General features: G+C 35.4%; 17 protein-coding genes, 1 tRNA gene, 1 pseudogene and 1 riboswitch. Of the genes and pseudogenes, 7 read left to right on the top strand and 12 right to left on the bottom strand.

The features are described from left to right. Nucleotides 1–19: 19 nt before the first annotated feature. From ACEWK1_RS14475 to ACEWK1_RS14465, 3 genes are all read right to left on the bottom strand, one after another. A complete protein-coding gene (locus tag ACEWK1_RS14475; RefSeq protein ID WP_416636424.1) occupies nucleotides 20–1324 on the bottom strand; it encodes a restriction endonuclease subunit S in 1305 nt (434 codons plus the stop codon). Further along, nucleotides 1321–2868, bottom strand: a complete 1548-nt coding sequence (locus ACEWK1_RS14470) for an N-6 DNA methylase (protein WP_416636423.1) — start codon at nucleotides 2866–2868, stop codon at nucleotides 1321–1323. The genes ACEWK1_RS14475 and ACEWK1_RS14470 overlap by 4 nt, the downstream gene beginning before the upstream one ends. A gap of 276 nt (nucleotides 2869–3144) precedes the next feature. Continuing rightward, complete coding sequence (locus ACEWK1_RS14465; RefSeq protein ID WP_416636422.1) at nucleotides 3145–3348, bottom strand: helix-turn-helix domain-containing protein; 204 nt, start codon at nucleotides 3346–3348, stop codon at nucleotides 3145–3147. Nucleotides 3349–3536: 188 nt separating this feature from the next. Between ACEWK1_RS14465 and ACEWK1_RS14460 the strand changes: the two genes are divergently transcribed. Continuing rightward, nucleotides 3537–4646 (top strand): tyrosine-type recombinase/integrase, encoded by a 1110-nt coding sequence (locus ACEWK1_RS14460; RefSeq protein WP_416636436.1) that lies wholly within the window; start codon nucleotides 3537–3539, stop codon nucleotides 4644–4646. A gap of 112 nt (nucleotides 4647–4758) precedes the next feature. Here the strand turns inward: ACEWK1_RS14460 and ACEWK1_RS14455 are convergent. The 3 genes from ACEWK1_RS14455 to ACEWK1_RS14445 form a co-directional block, all read right to left on the bottom strand. After that, nucleotides 4759–4834: transfer RNA gene (locus tag ACEWK1_RS14455), tRNA-Ala, on the bottom strand. A 104-nt stretch (nucleotides 4835–4938) separates the two neighbouring features. Then, nucleotides 4939–5307 carry a DUF2188 domain-containing protein gene (locus tag ACEWK1_RS14450; RefSeq protein ID WP_251402484.1) on the bottom strand — a complete coding sequence of 123 codons (369 nt, stop codon included), beginning with the start codon at nucleotides 5305–5307 and terminating at the stop codon, nucleotides 4939–4941. A 79-nt stretch (nucleotides 5308–5386) separates the two neighbouring features. Then, nucleotides 5387–5671, bottom strand: a complete 285-nt coding sequence (locus tag ACEWK1_RS14445) for a thiamine-binding protein (RefSeq protein WP_121663180.1) — start codon at nucleotides 5669–5671, stop codon at nucleotides 5387–5389. Nucleotides 5672–5833: 162 nt separating this feature from the next. Here ACEWK1_RS14445 and ACEWK1_RS14440 point away from each other — a divergent pair, with 162 nt between their 5' ends. The 3 genes from ACEWK1_RS14440 to ACEWK1_RS14430 are packed head-to-tail and all read left to right on the top strand — an operon-like array spanning nucleotide 5834 to nucleotide 10325. Then, complete coding sequence (locus tag ACEWK1_RS14440; RefSeq protein WP_416636421.1) at nucleotides 5834–7561, top strand: ABC transporter ATP-binding protein; 1728 nt, start codon at nucleotides 5834–5836, stop codon at nucleotides 7559–7561. Further along, nucleotides 7558–9402, top strand: coding sequence for an ABC transporter ATP-binding protein (locus tag ACEWK1_RS14435; protein WP_396653785.1), 1845 nt, complete (start codon nucleotides 7558–7560; stop codon nucleotides 9400–9402). Before ACEWK1_RS14440 ends, ACEWK1_RS14435 begins: the two co-directional genes overlap by 4 nt. 44 nt (nucleotides 9403–9446) lie before the next feature. Continuing rightward, entirely contained in the window at nucleotides 9447–10325 is an 879-nt protein-coding gene (locus tag ACEWK1_RS14430) for an SMP-30/gluconolactonase/LRE family protein (protein WP_311315534.1), read from the top strand. Between the two features lie 105 nt (nucleotides 10326–10430). On the opposite strand, the gene ACEWK1_RS14425 is transcribed toward ACEWK1_RS14430, so the two are convergent. Beyond that, nucleotides 10431–11843: a protoporphyrinogen oxidase gene (locus ACEWK1_RS14425; protein ID WP_251402479.1), complete on the bottom strand. Its 1413-nt coding sequence runs from the start codon at nucleotides 11841–11843 to the stop codon at nucleotides 10431–10433. A 220-nt stretch (nucleotides 11844–12063) separates the two neighbouring features. Here ACEWK1_RS14425 and ACEWK1_RS14420 point away from each other — a divergent pair, with 220 nt between their 5' ends. Continuing rightward, nucleotides 12064–12801 (top strand): hypothetical protein, encoded by a 738-nt coding sequence (locus ACEWK1_RS14420; RefSeq protein WP_121663175.1) that lies wholly within the window; start codon nucleotides 12064–12066, stop codon nucleotides 12799–12801. A gap of 35 nt (nucleotides 12802–12836) precedes the next feature. On the opposite strand, the gene ACEWK1_RS14415 is transcribed toward ACEWK1_RS14420, so the two are convergent. Together ACEWK1_RS14415 and ACEWK1_RS14410 are read right to left on the bottom strand one after the other, a co-directional pair. Then, a complete protein-coding gene (locus ACEWK1_RS14415; RefSeq protein ID WP_416636420.1) occupies nucleotides 12837–14156 on the bottom strand; it encodes an SGNH/GDSL hydrolase family protein in 1320 nt (439 codons plus the stop codon). A gap of 20 nt (nucleotides 14157–14176) precedes the next feature. Beyond that, entirely contained in the window at nucleotides 14177–14677 is a 501-nt protein-coding gene (locus tag ACEWK1_RS14410) for a DinB family protein (protein ID WP_251399170.1), read from the bottom strand. A gap of 175 nt (nucleotides 14678–14852) precedes the next feature. Between ACEWK1_RS14410 and ACEWK1_RS14405 the strand changes: the two are divergent. Next, nucleotides 14853–15706 (top strand): annotated as a pseudogene (locus ACEWK1_RS14405) (DMT family transporter). On the opposite strand, the gene ACEWK1_RS14400 reads toward ACEWK1_RS14405, so the two are convergent. The 3 genes from ACEWK1_RS14400 to thiT form a co-directional block, all read right to left on the bottom strand. Further along, entirely contained in the window at nucleotides 15703–16608 is a 906-nt protein-coding gene (locus ACEWK1_RS14400; protein ID WP_416636419.1) for a peptidase MA family metallohydrolase, read from the bottom strand. The pseudogene ACEWK1_RS14405 and the gene ACEWK1_RS14400 sit on opposite strands and share 4 nt — an antisense overlap. 366 nt (nucleotides 16609–16974) lie before the next feature. Beyond that, the gene (locus ACEWK1_RS14395; RefSeq protein ID WP_121663170.1) at nucleotides 16975–17163 is read right to left on the bottom strand and encodes a hypothetical protein; all 189 of its coding nucleotides are present in this window, start codon (nucleotides 17161–17163) and stop codon (nucleotides 16975–16977) included. 212 nt (nucleotides 17164–17375) lie between these two features. Continuing rightward, complete coding sequence (gene thiT / locus ACEWK1_RS14390; protein ID WP_121663169.1) at nucleotides 17376–17948, bottom strand: energy-coupled thiamine transporter ThiT; 573 nt, start codon at nucleotides 17946–17948, stop codon at nucleotides 17376–17378. A 102-nt stretch (nucleotides 17949–18050) separates the two neighbouring features. Then, nucleotides 18051–18153, bottom strand: a riboswitch (TPP riboswitch). Nucleotides 18154–18294: 141 nt separating this feature from the next. Between thiT and ACEWK1_RS14385 the strand changes: the two genes are divergently transcribed. Continuing rightward, on the top strand, nucleotides 18295–18924 hold the full coding sequence (locus ACEWK1_RS14385) for a hypothetical protein (RefSeq protein ID WP_416636418.1): 630 nt from the start codon (nucleotides 18295–18297) through the stop codon (nucleotides 18922–18924). Nucleotides 18925–19258: the final 334 nt, after the last annotated feature.

Below are 19258 nucleotides of genomic sequence, written 5' to 3'. Positions count from 1 at the left end.
AAACATCCCCTCCTTGATTTTATAAAACTTCTTCGACTTGCTTTTCTACTTTAGTTGCGTCAATTTCTCCCGTGAGTAATCGAGGGAGAAGGTAGTTTCTTGTTTTCTCTAAACTTTGTATTTCAAATCCATTTTTATGAATAAGTTCAAAATATCTTATTGCTTTCTCATTAAAATCTTTAAGTATTGATTTAGGTGGGAGACAAACTTTAAATTCATCAAAAAGAGACTTGATATTTAAGTTTTTTATTCCTGTAGTTCCATTTTCAATACTGAAGAAAATATCATCTTCATACAATCTTGATAGTTCCAAGTAGAGAAGTGTAGAAAACTCAATTTCTTTAGCCTTTATCCGAATACAGAAGTTTGTATAGACTAAAGGCTTTTCTAATTTTTGAAGTAAAGAATTTGTAACTAATAATGACCTTCCTGTGGATTGAGTCGGACTTCCACCAGATTTCTCTAGCACTATTTCACCTTCATTTAAAGCTCGTTTTTCAACACTGGTTCCTTTAAGAAATCTAGAAGGGATTGCACCTAAAAGACCATTTTTTAGATTAGGAATATCTGTTCCTCTAATACAATGAACTTCATTAACGAAATCATTTACTAAACTCTCTTTCCCCCAATCTCCGCCTAATGTTTCAGAAACTAAATCACCTAAGGAAACATACTTCCATCCCTTTGGAATCATCCCGAACTCTGACTCCACAAACTCCCCATCTTGAAATGGTCCAAAATCAACAAACCAATGCTTGTATAATGTTATTGCCATTTGCTCGAGGGTTTGATTCATTTTATGATTTATCTCAATCTTATCGTCAATAGACTTTAATATAGTTGAAATTGATTGTTGTATGTTTAATGGTGGAAGGAGTAATTCAAACTTCATTGCATCAGGTACTCTAATATGACTTACAGTTGATCCCATACTAGAAGAATGTATTTGTTGTTGAAGCAATGGGGACTGTAGTGAATAATATAAAAAGTATGGGTCTAATAACTCCTTATTTGCACGATAATGCATTAACCTTTGACCAAGAAACACCTTCTCGTTTGACCTAATTATTCCTACCTCACCTAAAGGTGCCTCTCTAGTTAAAATGACATCATCAATTTTAGGAACTAACCGTCTAGTCCATTTATCATATATTTCCTCAGTCACATAGAAAACAGAGTCTAAATCTATTCTTCCATTTTTAACATTAGTAGTTCGAATCATTTTAAAAGGTGTTTTATAATCAACCTTTGGAGCAGTTCTGTTTACGCAATCAACAATACTTTCACAAACTTCTTCTAATCTATATCTCTTCCATTCGCTCACACTAATTCCTCCAAGTCTCCTCTAATCTTCTCTTGAAGGCGATTTGATTCCTCAAACTGTTCCAATAATTGCTGTTTTAACTGTTCCATTTTCTCTTCAAATGGGACATCTTCTTCATCTATTACTTCTGTTCCTACATAAATACCTGGTGTTAATTTATAATCACTTGCTTCCACTTTCTCCAGAGTTGCTACTTTACAAAAGCCAGCAATGTCTTCGTATTCCCCTGTTTCTATATTCTTGTAAGCATGATAAACATTTGAAACTTTATCAATTTCCGCTTGGCTTAGTGCCTTTTGTTTACGACTAACAAGCGTACCCAACTTACGTGCATCAATAAAGAGAATTTCATTTTTGCGATTTCTAAACTCTCCTTTACCATCGCGGTTTTTACTCAAGAAGAAAAGACAACATGGGATACCTGTTGTGAAGAATAGTTTTTCTGGCAATTGTACGATGCAATCTACATAGCCTTCTTCTATTAATTTCTGACGTACTTCTTTTTCACCTGTTGTATTTGTCGTCATTGCACCATTCGCCATAACAAAGCCTGCTGTTCCTTTGTCATTGAGATGATAAAGGAAATGCTGCATCCACATGTAGTTAGCATTGCTGTTTGTAACAGGTCCAATTAAGCGAGCATCATTCTTAGCAACTCGATCGGCGCCCCAGTCTTTCATATTAAAAGGAGGATTTGCTATAACATAATCAGCTTTTAAGTCCGGAAACTGGTCATTAAGGAGTGAATCCCCTAAGCGAATGTCTGCATTGATTCCGTGTAATAAGACATTCATCTTTCCTAATCGTACAGTAGTCGTTACATTCTCTTGTCCATAAAAGGATAATGCGTTCTTTCTTGGTGTGTATTCTTCACTCTGAATAAACATCCCACCACTACCACATGCGGGGTCAAATACAGTACCACTGATAGGCTCTAACATCGCTACTAACAGCTTTACAATACTAGAAGGTGTAAAGAATTCACCACCACGAGAGCCTTCGGTAGAGGCAAATGAACCGATGAAATACTCATATGTACGACCTAGGATATCGACACTTTGCTCATTGTTTACACTAAACGCATCTCTCGAAAAGATTTCAATAAGTCCTGAAACATTTTCTGCTGGTATGTTAGAGCCTTGAAAGATCCGGGGTAACATTCCCTCTAGTTCTGGATTCTCTTCTTCAATCCTTTTCATTGCGTTATCGATAATCTCTTTTATATTAGGCTGCTTTGCATTCTTCATAATGTAAGACCAACGAGCCTCTTCTGGAATGACGTATACATTTTCTGCTTTATATTGGTCTGGATCTGTAATAATCACTTCTTGCATTTCCGTATCATCGGTGTACCAATCGCTGCTAGGGTCTTTTACGATGAATTCTAATGCATTTCTTCTTTGCTCGTATTTATTTGAAAGATAACGTAAAAAGATTAATGGTAATACATAATGCTTGTAATCAGCCGGTGCAACCGAGCCTCGCATTTTATTAGCTGCATCAAATAAATCCTTTTGAAAATCTATATCTGCTTTAACTGACATATTTCTCCTCCTAATAACTAACCAAATCCATTTTATTTCCATTCATGTGACTATTTTATCATAATATCGTTGCTATTCCTTCTACTAAATTAACCCGAAGTCAGAAGGAGCGCCGATTAAATTCCCGAAGGGGGTGGGGCACCAAACCTCGCTAACCGTAGGGCGTAAAGAGGGTAGTACCTCTCAGAATTTTTTTGTAATTTTTTAATCAGCTCACACTTTTTAAAAACTCACCCTAATAATAGATAAAAGACAGGTAATCATCACCTGTCTTGTCTATATATGATTATCACCGCCTTCTAACCAATTAATAAATACATTTTTCGAAATCTTAATTCTTCTGTTTATTCGAACAACATGAAATTGTCCAGAATTAACAAGTTCATATGCCTGGCGTTCTCCAATATCAAGAACTTCTCTAATATGAGACACATTTAAGATGTCAGGTAAATCCGATAATCTTCTTTTCATATAACACATATATCACCCCTCAACAGTCCTTATTATTACCAACTTAGAACAAAAATTAAATTTTATTAAAAAGAATTCTAGGTGTTTAAAATATATTATATTGAGGTTAAAATTAATATAAGTTAAGGGTAAAAGAGGAAAGTAAATGTTTATTATCAAGTGAATTGGTCCCAGTAAACTGAATGGAGATGAGGACAATCGCAGGATCAGTAAACAAAGATAAGGATACTGGTAAATGGTTTTTTGTTTTAGAACTCGGTAAGGATCATAATGGAAAGAGAAAACAAAAGAAAAAAAGAGGATTTAAGACTAAAAAAGAAGCATTAGCCGCACTTGCAGAAGTTCAAAATGCTTTAAATAAAGGGAATTATGTTAAAGATAGTCAACTCACTTATAAAGAATATCTATTAGATTGGTTTGAAGCCAAAAGAAACTCAATTGGAATTCAAACAGGACAAGTGTACAAGCATTACTTAGAAAAGGTCATTTTTCCTAATCTTGGTGGCTTGAAACTCTCCACTCTCAAGGCGATTCACATTCAAAACTTAATCAATGAACTTAATCAGAATCAATATTCAAGTGCAACTATTAAGAAAGTAGTGGAGATTATTAAGAGCTCACTGAATCAAGCTCAAAAGTTTGATCTAATTCCTAAAAATGTTGCCCTGAATGTGGTTCTTCCCAAAAAGTCTATAAAACCAGTCAATGTATGGAATGAAGAAGAAGTTGCACGTTTTTTACGTGAAGCGAAAGACGACAGATATTATGTTGTATTTTATCTGACTATTATGACAGGCTTACGCAAAGGAGAGGTTCTTGCGTTAAGGCGGCAGGACATTGATATCCAAAAAGGTATTTTAAAAGTAACTCAAACATTAAGCAACGATGGTAAATTAATTTTAGAGGGTGCGAAGACGAAAACGAGTATTCGCGCAATAAAGTTATCTGAAAGTGTCTCAAATGTACTTAGGGAGCATATGGATAGGTTTGACCTGGAAAGAGCTCATTTTAATATAAGCACAGACTTACTCATTTCAACAATTGAAGGAACACCAGTTAATCCATCAAATATTAGAAGAACATTTAACAGGCTTATAAAAAAAGCAGATCTACCAAAGATAAGGTTCCATGATTTAAGGCATACACATGCAACTCTGCTATTATCAAAGGGGGTAAATGTGAAGGTAGTTTCAGAAAGGTTAGGGCATAGCAACATCCGGGTGACCTTGGATACCTATTCACATGTATTGCCTACGATGCAGGACGAGGCGGCAAATAAGTTAGACGGTATTACGGATAATATCTAATTTTATTTTATCCGTGACCAAAACGTGACCAATAAGCTTATACTAGCTGATAAGTAAATGAAGGTAAAAAAATAAAACCCTTGTAAATTAAGGGTTTTGAATACTTTATTTATGGTGGAGCATAGGGGGCTCGAACCCCTGACCTCTACGCTGCCAGCGTAGCGCTCTCCCAGCTGAGCTAATGCCCCATGATGAAGTTGTGTTTATAGCAGATATTGTACACGGATTCATGAAATTTGACAAGAAAAAAATAACGGCTTTAATGAGAGGAAAGCCGTTATTGATTGTAGGGTTAACTCCCTGTATTTTTCATTTTCTCAATCGTTCCATCCTGCCTATGAATGACCAATTGAGCGTCTTTCTTTTTCATATAATCTTGTCCTCTATCAAGTGCTTTCGCTTTTGTTGGGAAAACCTCAGTCACTTTTTCGGCATGTTCTTTTTTTATTGCCCACTCACCATCGTGAGGGACAATATGATATTTGAGGTCACTTGAATTTGTATTCATCATTTTCTCGGCCTGAGATATTCCGATAGAGATTGCTCTTCCTTCTTCGTAACCATCATCAACTAATGCATTGGCTATTTCGATCGCTTTATTTCTAGTAGATTTCTTTAAGTTTTTCATTGATTCAGGATAATCATTTTTTGTCCAAACCATTAAGAATAACACACCTTTCTAATTGGGTTGAATTTCCCATTTACTAGTTTTGCAGATTCTATTCCCAGAGTGATTTCCACTAAACATGAGTCATTTTATTTTCAATTGAAATGCCATCGGGTTTGTAGTGTAGCTTCATATTTGTTAGTACTTCTGTTGCGCCCATATGAATTCCTACTTGTTGTAGTGTTTTAATTAAGAGCATTATTTCATCAAAGTTTCCTTCTACAACTGTCTCCATTGGTCCGATTTCGTATTTTAGACCTGATTCTTTTACGACTTCGACCATCTTTGGGATAACCCCGTCTGTGTTCATATCTTTACCATTAGGAAGAACTTGAAATCCTGCAGTTACTGTTGACATCATCATTCTCCTTTCTAGCTTTATTATTTCTATACCTTATTCATAGTTGATCTAAACATCGGACCTGAATTAGGAAAAGTTTATATCTAAACATTTCATTAAGTTAACTATAATCGCTATAATAGTATGAAGAATAAAAAATAAAAGAAATGAGGTGAGGAAATGATTGAAATGCTAAAATACCTCAAACCTTATCGAGTGAAGCTAGCTTTTGTTATTTTGTTTTCAATGGCTGCGATATTATTTGAGTTATATTTGCCAACCTTAATGGCTGAAATAGTAGACGTTGGGATTGTTAATCGTGATGTGCCGTTTATCCTGCAAACAGGTGCTTTGATGATGGGATGTTCACTAATGGCTATTTTATTAATGGTTGGAGTTAGTTACTTTGCTTCTAAAGTTTCGCTCGGTTTTGGGAGGGATATGCGTAGAACGATGTTTGTGCATACTGAGCACTTTTCTCTTGATGAATATGAAAAGTTTGGCTCAGCTTCTTTAATTACAAGAACGACAAATGATGTAAAGGTTGTTCAAGATGTAATTAATATGATGCAGAGAATGATGACCAGAGCACCACTAATGTTGATTGGTGGAGTTATTCTTGCCGTGTCCCGGGATAAGTATTTGTCACTCGTTTTTCTAGCTGCTCTACCAGTTTTAGCTTTGATTATTTTTCTGGTGGCGAGAAGGGCCATTCCGTTGTTTTCAGCTTTACAGAATAAAACAGATCGGCTAACACTTATTTTAAGGGAGGCTTTAACAGGGGTAAGAGTTGTTAGAGCGTTTAATCGAGGAGCTCATGAACGAAAACGCTTTAATATTGCCAATGAAGATTTTCAAGACACTGGAATAAAGGTTGGCAAGTTAATGGCTTTTATGTTTCCGATTATGTTAATTATTATGAATTTTACCAATATCGCCATCGTTTGGTTTGGTGCTATTCGAATAGATAACGGAGATATGCAGGTTGGTAATCTATTAGCGTTCATTCAATACGCTGCGATGATTTTAATGTCGTTGATTATGCTTTCGATGGCTTTTATTATGATTCCGCGCGCTCAAGTATCAGCTAAACGTTTAACCGAGGTATTATCAACTAAACCAACGATAAAAGATCCTGAAAGAGAAGAAGAAAGCTTTCCAACCAAAGGAATCGTTGAATTTAAGGATGTAACATTTCGTTATGAAGGAGCGGAAAGACCTGTTCTTGAAGGAATCACTTTTACAGCAAAACCTGGAGAAACAACTGCAATTATTGGAAGCACAGGTGCAGGTAAAACAACGTTGCTGCAGCTAATTCCTCGTTTTTATGATGTGGAAAGTGGAGAAATTCTGATTGATGGGCAAAATATTCAATTCTTTAAACAAAGTACACTTCGCAAACAGATTGGCTATGTTCCACAAAAAGCTACGCTGTTTAGTGGGACGATTGCGGAAAATTTATCGTTTGGTAAAGAAGAAGCATCTGAAGAGGAAATGTACGCTGCTTTAAGAACCGCTCAAGCGATTGATTTTGTTGAAAAAAGAGATCAAGGGATACATAGTGATTTAGAACAAGCAGGTGTAAATCTCTCTGGAGGACAAAAACAGCGATTATCTATTGCTAGGTCACTAGTGAGAAAGCCTAAAATTTATTTATTTGATGATAGCTTTTCGGCATTGGATTATAAAACAGATCGTTTGCTTCGACATGAATTAAAGAAAGAAACAGGAGATGCAACAATGATAATTGTGGCTCAACGTGTTAACACGGTAAAAGATGCTGAAAAAATCATTGTTCTAAATGATGGGAAGATTGTCGGAGTTGGCACTCATCAAGAGTTATTACAAGAAAATAAAATTTATCAAGAAATCGTAGCTTCTCAAGAGGATGGGGAGGTGAGTGCATGAGTGATAATAAGCGACGTGGCGGACCTCCTGTAGGTGGAGGTATGAGACACGGTCCAGGAATGGTTGTCGAAAAACCAAAGGATTTCAAAAAAACGTTTAAAAGACTCGTAGGTTATTTAAAGCCTTGGAAAAATCGGATGATTCTTGTTGCGATCACGGCTATTTTTTCTACTTTGTTTAATGTAATTAGTCCCAAATTATTGGGAGATGCCACTTCTTCTATTTTTGATAGTTTTACATCAGGTTCTGCTGTGGACTTTGATTTTATTTCAAGGATTTTATTACTTTTAATTGGTTTATACCTTTTATCTTCTATTTTTTCTTATGCACAACAATATATTATGGCTTCTGTTTCACAGCGAACGGTGGCTCAGCTTCGAAGGGAAGTAAATGAGAAATTATCACGGTTGCCCCTTAAGTATTTTGACAAGCACTCTCATGGTGATTTGTTAAGCAGAGCGGTAAATGATATTGATAACATTAATACATCCCTACAACAGGCACTAACACAAGTAATCAACTCTTTTATCTCCATTATTGGGATTATTATCATGATGCTTGTTATTAGTCCTCTTTTGACATTAGTAGTAGTAGTTACCATTCCACTTAGTTTAACGGTTGCGCGTATTGTGACGAAGTTTTCACAAAAACACTTTGTTAAGCAGCAGGAAGAGCTTGGCAACATCAACGGTCATATTGAAGAAATGTTTACCGGACATCAGGTGGTGAAGGCTTTTGGTCATGAAAATAAGTCGATTGCAACCTTTGATTCAATCAATGATCGGCTGTATGAATCAAGCTGGAGAGCCCAGTTTATTTCTGGATTAATGATGCCGTTAATGAGTTTTGTTGGGAACATAGGGTTTATTATTGTAGCGATATCAGGTGGCTTGCTTGTTATTAATGGAAGTATTCGTGTTGGGGATGTTCAAGCTTTTATTCAGTATACACAGCAAATTTCTCAACCATTAGCTCAGGCTGCGGGAATTGCTAATATGATTCAAGTTGCCATTGCTTCAGCTGAACGTGTATTTCAACTGTTGGACGAAGAAGAGGAAGAACAGGAAGAGGATGCTGCTGTTAAAGTATCTGAGCTTAAAGGACATGTTGTTTTCGATTCCGTACGGTTCGGGTATGAGAAAAATCAGCCAATTATCAATGATGTAAGTCTTGAGGTAAAAGAAGGACAAACTGTTGCCATCGTAGGTCCCACTGGTGCGGGCAAAACGACAATTGTAAATCTTTTAATGAGATTTTATGAATTGGATGGAGGGTCTATTAAAATTGACGGTGTTTGTTTGACTGATATGAGTAAAGAGCAGGTTCGAAGTTTGTTTGCTATGGTGCTGCAGGACACCTGGTTATTTAGTGGAACCATTCGAGAAAATATTGCTTACGGACATGAACACGCAACAAATGAGGAGATTGAGGCAGCTGCAAGAAATGCCTATGCAGATGATTTTATCCGAACATTACCTGACGGGTATGAGACAATGCTAGGAGAAGATGCCACAAATCTATCACAAGGACAACGACAGCTACTCACAATAGCGCGTGCCATTTTGGCAAAGCCGAAGATTCTTTTACTTGATGAAGCAACAAGCAGTGTTGATACTAGAACCGAAATGAAAATACAACAGGCAATGACAAAGCTTTTAGAAGGAAGAACAAGCTTTGTTATTGCCCATCGATTATCTACTATTCGTGATGCTGATCTTATTCTTGTCATGAATCAAGGAGATATTATAGAAAAAGGAACGCATGAGGAGCTTCTTGAAAAAGGAGGTTTTTATGCGGAGCTACATCAGAGTCAGTTTACTGAAAATGAATCAGCATCATAAAAGATAGGCTTTGAAATAGGTAATGGGGAGAGGGAGGAAGAATAGTGGGTTATATTGCCGATTTAGTAGTGGATCAAAAGGCTACTCTAGGGGAAGGACCTCATTGGAATGGGGAAGAGCAAGCATTATATTGGGTTGATATTATCGGGAAAAGGCTTCATCGTTATGATCCTTTAACGAAAGAGAATAAGACATTCACATTCAATCAGTATGTAGGAGCAGCAGTACCCGCGCAGCCAGGAAAAATGCTTTTAGCCATGCATGATGGAATTTATCGTTTGGATTTAGAGACCGAAGATTTAATATTGGTTGCAAATCCGGAAACAAATCAGCCTCATATACGTTTCAATGATGGTAAATGTGACAGCTCTGGTCGTTTCTACATAGGAACAATGGCATTAAATATTGAGAAGGGTAAGGGAGCATTATATCGTTTAGATCCGTCTGGACATATTCATAAAATTCTTTCTTCAGTGACAATATCAAATGGTTTAGCCTGGAGCCCTGATGAAAAGTTTATGTATTATATTGATACTCCTACTGGGGAAGTAGCAGTCTTTTCTTATGATAAACAAACTGGAAGTATTAGTAGTAAGAAGACATCTGTTGTCATTCCTAATGAAATGGGTTCACCTGATGGCATGACAATTGATTCAGATGGGATGATTTGGGTAGCACATTGGGATGGTTCAAGGGTTACACAATGGAATCCTTATACAGGAAAACAGTTAGATGAAGTTGTAGTTCCTGTTAAACATGTTACATCATGTACATTTGGTGGGGAACATTTAGATGAGTTGTATATCACAACAGCCAGACAAGGATTAAGTGAAGAAGAGCTGGAGAAATATCCATTGTCCGGAGGGCTTTTTAAAGTGAAAACAAAAGCAAAGGGCATGAAGGGTAATGGCTACAAAGGATAATTCATTTTGATGTATTAGCCTATGGCGTTAGTAAGTGATTGAGGAGCTATGAGTATAAAAATGCAAAAGCAGGGGAGCTTCCCCTGCTTTTCATCGTTTATAAAATTATAACGAGGCACTTGCGCTTTTGTTCTTAAGTTGATGAACAATCTTCTCGGCGGTTTCTTTACCATTTTTGATACAGGCACCTATTCCAACTCCAAAATAAGAGGCACCAGCTATAAATACATTGGGTGTATGTTCCGCTAATTTCTCTCCAAGTGATGTGATCGCCTGGTTATGTTTAAGATGATAATTTGGCATAAGCTCATCCCAGTTAGTCACTTCCACAACTTCTGGTTTTGCCGTTAAGTTAAGACTTTTTTGAATATCACCCAAGGCAGTCTCGATGATCTCTTCTTTATTCATTTTCTTCATTTTTTCATAAGCAGGATTCGAGCTTTTATAGAATAGACGAACAAGCAATCTTTGTTTTTCTGAAGTATGAGCCCATTTTCTACTCGTCCAAGTACATGCATCACAAAGTAAATCACTATTTTTCGTTACGATAAAACCAGTACCGTTTGCGGGAAGCTGTTGATCAGGAACATCAAACCCAAGATAAACACTGATGAGTGAAGAGTTTTTCAATTTATTAAATTCTTGGTCTAGCTCTTTAGTCGCTAATAATTTCTGTGCTGCATCATGTGGAGTAGCTAAAATAACATAGTCAGCTTTAATTGGATTATGCTGGTCAAAGGATATGTCATAGCTATCTTGTACCTGTTTAATAGATTCTGTTTTTATTCCCTTTAAAATTTGAGTATCTGATAACTGATCTTCAAGTCGGTCAATTATTGTTGATAATCCACCTTTAAATGATAGGAATTTTTTATTATTTGCTGAAAGGAATTTTTCTTTATTTTTGGACATTCCTCGTATAATACTTCCGTATTGATTTTTATATTCTAATAGATATGGAAGAGTGGAAGCCATTGTGAGTTCATCTAGTTTCCCGGAATAAACACCTGAAAGAACAGGGGAAATTTGATCTTCAACTAATTCTTTGCCCAAAAAAGCTTCTAAGAAAGCTCCAATCGAACTATCACTAGTATATGTCTCGTTTTTCTTCACAAAATCTTTTAGAGCGATTATTTTACCCTTTGGTGAGATTAATGTGCTGTTAAATAATGATCTAACACTTGTTGGAATCCCAAAAACCGAGTCTGCTGGTATAGGTTTCAATGTGTTTTTAGAATAAATATACGAAATACCTGTTTCGTTATAAACTACCTTATCTTCTAGTTGTAAATCATGTATAAGAGGTATTACTCCTTCATTTCTTGCAACAATAGAGTCAGCCCCTGTTTCCATAATAAAATCCTCATTTTTAACAGATTTTATCTTTCCTCCTAAGTATTTGTTTTGTTCTACAAGGATACAATTTATATTTAAATTTTGTTCTTTCTTAAGCTTTTGTAAATAATACATGGCGGTAAGACCTGTTATTCCACCACCTATGACAACAACTGTTTTCATCGATCCCTTTCACTCCTAACTCTAAAAGCACACAAATTATATAAATACGCCTAATCAATATCATTATATATGTTATTACCTTACGTCACATAATTCTTTCATACTCGTTCAAAAAGATGAAACATAATAGTAACAATTTATTCAAGATTTTTGGACACTCTATGAAGGAAGCGAAAAATGGTGAATACATTTTTCCAACTATACTTAATGGAGGTAGAAAATGAAAAGAAAAGTGGTTACATACGTATTAACTGGAGCACTTGCTATAGGAATAATTGGGGCAAGTCCTGCTTTAGCTGAAAAGGGACCAGGTGAAGGGCACGCTCACCACAAAATGAATCGAGATTTTTTAGAAAAAAGAGCAGAGGAATTAGGAATTGAGGCAGAAGGAAAAGAAACTGAACAATTAGCTAAAGAAGTACATGAAGCAAAAATTATCGAAATGGCAAAGGAATTGGGAATAGAAACGGAAGGAAAAGAAGTAGAAGAAGTCGCGAAGGAATTAAGAGAAACTCACATTATGAACAAAGCAAAAGAATTGGGAATTAAGACAGATGGAAAAGACATGGAGGATATTGCGAAAGAAATTAGAGAAACTCTCATTATGAATAAAGCTAAAGAGCTGAATATTGATACAGAGGGGAAATCTCTAGATGAGCTAGGAAAAGAAGTTTTTGAGGTTGGCATAAAAAATGAAGCAAAAAAATTAGGGATTGAAACAGAAGGAAAAGAAATGAAGCAGCTTGCAAGAGAGGTTATTGATAAGAAAACGTTACAAACTGCTAAGAAATTAGGAATTGATGCAAAAGATAAAACAACTCAACAACTTATGGAGGAAATCTTTACAAATTACAAGGATGAAGCGAAAAAACAAAAGCTTTTTCCTTTTGATGAAGAAAGAGACTTTCATTTTATGAGACATAAAGAGGAACATCATAAACAGAAAGGTTCAGAGTAAAAATAAGTACCCCGCTAGTGGGGTACTTATTTCATTTATTGCTTTACCTTTGATTTTCTTAGCCTTTGATTAAATAAGACTCCGCCACCAATGCCTATGAAACAAAGGCCAGTTAGTAAAATGTTGTACATAGAAGTGGCTGTATCTGGTAGAGCATGTTCACTTTTCACCATTGTTTGCTTTGGTTTTTCCACCTTTGGAGCTTCATCTTGAGTTTCTTTTTCAGGTAGCTCTGCGGGGGCTTCATCTTCATCTGTTGTGTCACTTGGAGGTTCTTCTTCCTCTGGTTGTTCAACGTCAACTGGAGGCTCCTCCTCTTCTACAGGTTCCTCAGCTTTAGGAGTGATAGTAGAGATTTCAAACGTATAAACGCTTTCTCCTAAGGCTGTTTTTACATAAATGGTATAAACACCATTCTCAGAAACAGTAAAGGAGTTGTTTTCTACGAGATTTCCCTCGTTTACAAAATCAGCTATCGTTTTTTCTCCAGTAAGCCATTTGATTTCTATCGTATGTTCAATTTCTTCAAGTGAAATTGAAACAGGCTCTGTTGTTTCTTCCACAGTAGATAGAATTGGGTTTATCGTGATAGGAATTAATTCATTAAGCCGATTTGTTGCAAGCTGAGCTAACGCTTGTTGACCGGAAATCGTTGGATGTATATCACCTGGTATGATGTAGTCCTGTTGCTTACCATTAAAAGCTGAATATGCATCAAGATAATGTACCCCTTGTTGGGCTGCTATTGTTGAATATACCTTGCTGTTTACACTGTTTGTAATCATTTCACCTAACGTATGTATACTTCCGTAGATTGGATCATTGATACCGAATGGGTTATATAACGAATATAATAAAATTGGTGCATCTGTTTCCTCTTTTATTAGAGTAATGATTTCTGTTATATTGTTATACACTTGAGCAGTCGCAGCTGTAACCTTTTGTTGAAGCGCCTCTGGATCTACCGGCTGCTGATTCTCAATTATTTTACTTAGTTCAATTGCTTGTAACAGGTCATTTGCTCCAATACTTAATGTGACAGTTTCAGCTTGTTGAAGCATTTGTCGGGCTTTTACAGTTTTTATGGCTTCAAGGAGTTGAGTTGAAGTCCATCCAGGATAACTGACATTTAAAACCTCTGTATTTCCGTTACCAATCAGAAAAGGGAAAGCATTTTCCGATTGAACTGGAGGAGTTTGGGGTTGTTCTAAATTCCACCCAAATGTAATGGAATCACCAAGAGAAACAACCGTTAATGATTCTTCCTGCTCGGCAGCTGTTACAGTTGTTGAAAATAATAAAGTTAAGGCAGTAAAAATAACAAGAAATAGTGATTTATTTTTATCTTTATTCAATTGTTGTGTCCCCCTAGTCACTAAACGCTTTCATTTGTGATAAACTGTTTTATTTCGAAAATTTGTGCTAGATGTCTTTGTTCATGATAACCAACAAATTCAATCCATTGTTTAATCGATAAAATAGGGAAAACAGGGTGTTTAAATCCTCGTGTTGTAAGATCTTGCTCTGGAGGTATAGAATCAATAAGCTGTAGGAGTTGATTTCGAGATTGAGACAGAGCATGTAAAATGTCGTTTTTATTTACTACAATTGCTGGAGTAATCGCTGCTGGTGCCATTCTTTTTGTGGAACGATCTAATGTTAGCTTAAGTGGTTGATCTGGAAGAGGTTCTTGCTCTGGTAAGGTTAACATATACTTTATAGCTTTCGTAATCTCCACCTCAGTTTTATGTAGGTGTTCAAGTACTTGTCCAACACTCCATGTTTGTTCATTTTCTCTTTCATTAAATAAATGTTCTGGAATGTCTCCAACAGTAAGTAGAATTTCTTGACGTGTATTTTCAAGTTGAATGATCATTATACTCCCCCTTGATTTAGTATTTTTTCATACAAAAAAAGTAAAGATGAAACTAATACAATTATACTACAAAGATTTTCCAACTCTATTATGAATTCTTCTACAAATTTCGCAACCATTCTATTACGTTTCATGGTAGAATATTGTAGGTTTTTGAATGATAGGAGGAACGACTTTGAACTCTCCACGCTTTTTTCCTTATGCAGCTCTTGTTGTTGGTGTACTCTCTGTTTCAACTTCAGCTATTTTTGTAAAAGTAACATCAGCTCCTGCTCCTGTTATTGCTTTTTATCGATTGTTTTTTGCGACGATTCTTATTGCACCTGTTTTTCTCATTAAACATCGTTCAGAATTGAAGACTTTATCAAAGGTAGATTGGTTGTATTCTACGATAGCAGGTGTATTTTTAGCTTTTCATTTTATCCTTTGGTTTGAATCGTTGAACTACACATCAGTGGCTAGTTCTGTCGTGTTAGTGACGCTTCAACCATTGTTTGCGTTTGTGGGAACTTATTTGTTTTTTAAAGAAAAAGTTTCAAAGATGGCTTTGTGTAGTGGAATTCTCGCTATCACTGGGAGTATGATCATTAGTTGGGGCGATTTTAAAATAAGTGGTCTTGCTTTGTTTGGGGATATTCTCTCTTTAGTAGCATGTGCAATGATTACCGCATACTTGCTCTTTGGACAGGGAATTAGAAAAAGACACTCGCTAACTTTATATACGTTTATTGTGTATGGAATTAGTTCAATAACACTGTTACTCTATTGCTTACTCTTACAATATCCATTAGGTCCTTATCCGACAACAGACTGGTATTATTTTATTTTATTAGCCATCATTCCAACCTTGCTAGGACACTCATTATTCAATTGGTCTTTAAAATGGGTTAGCACGAATATAATATCTATGATGATTTTGTTCGAGCTCAAGTAGCCGGAGGAAGTATCATTATGGTTGGAATCTTGCTTTTTGTATTAGAAAAACAAATAAAAAAATACATGCGCAAAGAACTAAAGCCTGCCAGCTAATGCTGCAGGCTTTTATTTTTTGTTTGTAATGATTGATTTTCTTCTTTAATATACTGTGACTGTAAATCTTCTATGGTCATACCTGTTGCTTTAGTAAATCCCTCATTAAAATCATTGGCTTTTGCTGTTTCTATAATGATGGATTTAAGAATTGATTCTCCGAATTGATCAACGAGATACTTAATTGCATAATAACTTTGTAAATAAACATCATAATCTTCTAGACGATATTTTTCCCAGTCTTTATGTGTCACAAGATGGGAAAATGAGGTTTCTTGAAAAGGATAATAGTGATGTGCAACGTTATACATACCTACATATTCTGCAACTCCCTCATGAAACCAAAGGGGAATTCTATAGACGTAGAGTTCCTGCTCTTTGATAAAAGCTTGTAATCGATAGTGAGTATATTCGTGTAAGATGGTGCTTTGGAAATAAAATGATTGTGGCATTTGATTTGAGATGATATCTGATAAGTCCGTTATGGCAATCCCGACAATATCATTAGGATCGTCAAAGTAGCCCATAGTCTGAACTAAGGAGGTTTTTTCATAAAGATCTTCTATAGAAGAATGAAGAATTAGATCAATCTCGTTATCGTGTACATCACCCAAGAGATTTGTTGTAAGTTCATCAGCCCGATTAAGAACATCCTCTATAATTGGGACTAACTCTTTCTCATGTGTTTCATAATAGATCATGACATTTTTGTATGAGCTCACTATTTTATCCTTCTTCATTGCTTGATAATCTGCAATGGTTACCTTATTTGATTGAAAAGGTATCAAATAAAGCTGGTACTTCTCCTCAAGTGTTAAATTACCTCCCAGCTCACTAGATATCATGAGATTGATGGATAAAAAGTAGATGGATAAAAAGAAAGTGCATGTTGCAATGATCATAAAAGAAACAATGCCACTCCGACCTCTAAAAAACCAAAAGGTAAAAGTCCTTTTCAAAGTCATTAAAATATAGACAAAGAAACAGAATAAAGTAAAGGATGTTAAAGTCATAATTATGCTGAAAACAAGACTGGCTTTTATGTGAGAAAATAAATGGAAACAAACAAAACATACAAATACTAAAATGAGAGTGAAACTGGAGTATATAAGGTTTTTACATACCAATTTAAATGTCTCCAAAGCAACCTCCTGCAAAGGTAAATCTTTATTGATATTTATGAAGCAGGAGTGGTAAAAATGACGTTTGAAGGTAAGGACGTGCTTAAGATTTTTTAAAAAAACTCGCCGATTGACGAGTTTGTAAAATTAAGATGAAGTATAGAAGATCGAACATAAGTAAGCAAAGGTAAAACCGAGAGGAATGCTAACGATTAAAGACAAGCCTTGAACAGGACCCTCTTCGTTACTAATTCGAATTGCCTCTTTATAGCCATAAGAGAAATGAAATAGTGATAGAAATAATGTTAATAATATAATTCCATAAGAAATAGTCATCTCTTTTTCCTCCGTTTATAAATCTATTATTTCTATTAATACATGCTGAAGGAATAGAAAATATGATAACTTTTTCTATAAAGTAGAATTTAGTCATTTAGAGAGAGAAGGTTATAAGGGTTTTCATAGAGTTAATAGTATCTACGATCATGATTTACATTAGAATAATGAAAATAGAAAAACCTTGGCGGAGTGCCAAGGTTTTATTAGAGTTATTTTCTTATTATTAATCTAGGAGAAGTTACTAATAGTAAACTAACAACAATTGCAGAAACGATCATTGTTGGAATCATATAAGAAGCATTATAAACAATAGAGTATGTTAGTACAGGAGTACCTTCAGGTGCAAACGACGCAAAAAATGCAACACCCGCAACAACATGTGCGACCATTCTTAGTAAGCTTCCGAGTAAAGCCCCAAGTGATATATAAAGAATCGCTAACTTTTTACTTTTATTTTGAAAAGCGTGTTGAATCTGCTTGAAGAAGACTCCACTAAACCCGACAACCGTAAATGCTAGGTAGTAGTCAAGAAACCCTTGAACAGGATGGACAATATAAGGGTTACCAAGAACAGCTTGTAAAAGGCCTAGTAACAAACCAGTTAGAAGTCCTCCTTTTATACCCCAACGATAAGCGATGATGAAAATTGGGATCATGCCAAGTGAAACGGAACCGCCCTGTGGTAACTTTCCAATAACACTTGATAATAAATCAAGCAAAAATGCCAGTGAAGCTAACATTGCAACTTCGATTAAAAATAATAAACGTTGATTTCCTCGCAAACTAATTACCTCTCTTTTACATCAAACCAGAAGGTAACCTTATTTTAGCCTCAAAATAAAAAAGCAATGGTTGGAATGATCATATAATCCAAGCATTACTTTTAACATGATCTTCCACATCCCTACACTAGTACTAACTAACAGGTTCGAAGGGTTAGAATGGTAAACATTCAATCTCAGCTTAAAGGCTCCCCTTGTGGTTTAAGTATTTATTTTAGTCATTACTATACAGGATCTTTGTGCTTACTACAACTATAAATATAGATGAATAAGAGTTTAGTCTACAGTGTAATGAAAGGTGAGAATAAAACATATAATTCATCAGAATTGTCCAAGAGGTGAATGTATGGGTATTAAAAAACTATTCAACTTTAAAAATCCAGCGCTAATAAAACAAATGAAAGTAGCAAAAATAGAAAGACAATACGGTGGTATTATTCATCAATTAGAACTTGATGATTTTTGGGACAGTCTTCAAAGTTATGAAAGAGCATTTATTAGAAATTGTATAAAGTGGTCCTTTGGAGGAAGGATTCAGCCTAAGGATTTAGATCACCCTGACAGTCATGCCAAAACAAAAAGAAGTGATTGTGGTTTTTTGTTAGGAAATGTTTCTTGGGCTTTTGAATCAAAGGAATATCTTCTTGCTGAAAAATTGCTAATTGAAATTATTAATCGTACGAAGCGTCCTTTTATTTTACATCGTGCCCACCAGGAATTAGTTAAAATGTATTATGCTCTAAGTGAAGAAGATGATAAAACACTATATAGATGTAAAGAATTCTGTGAATATCATATTGAGTTAGCACCTTTAATACTCATAGAAGCATTAAAGAAAGATATAAATCCCCCTGAAATTTTAGCATTTAAACTATTAAAGGATATTTTAGTTAAAGAAGGTAAATTAACAGAGCGTGAGAATATATTGTTGCTTGAAGAACAATATTATAGAGGCGCAATGAATGAAGGTGACTGATTGTCATCTTTTTTATTTTTTTTAAAAGTGCTTGTGTTTATAAAACAACCGTGATATATTATTAAACGTCGCTGCTGAAGCAGACGAAAAAACAACACAGAAAAATAAGTGTTGACGAGAAGGTTCCTAAATGTTATATTGATTAAGTCGCTTCTGAAACGGAGCGGAAAATGATCTTTGAAAACTAAACAAAACCAAGCGTGCTAAAGTTAATCTTACTGAGATTAATAAAAAATGTACTTTTATAGTACAAGCAATTATGAGCTATATCAACTCTTTATTGGAGAGTTTGATCCTGGCTCAGGACGAACGCTGGCGGCGTGCCTAATACATG

The organism is Metabacillus sp. YM-086, assembly GCF_048059995.1.
GTDB lineage: Bacteria > Bacillota > Bacilli > Bacillales > Bacillaceae > Metabacillus > Metabacillus litoralis_B.
This window is presented reverse-complemented; position numbering and strand designations above follow the sequence as displayed.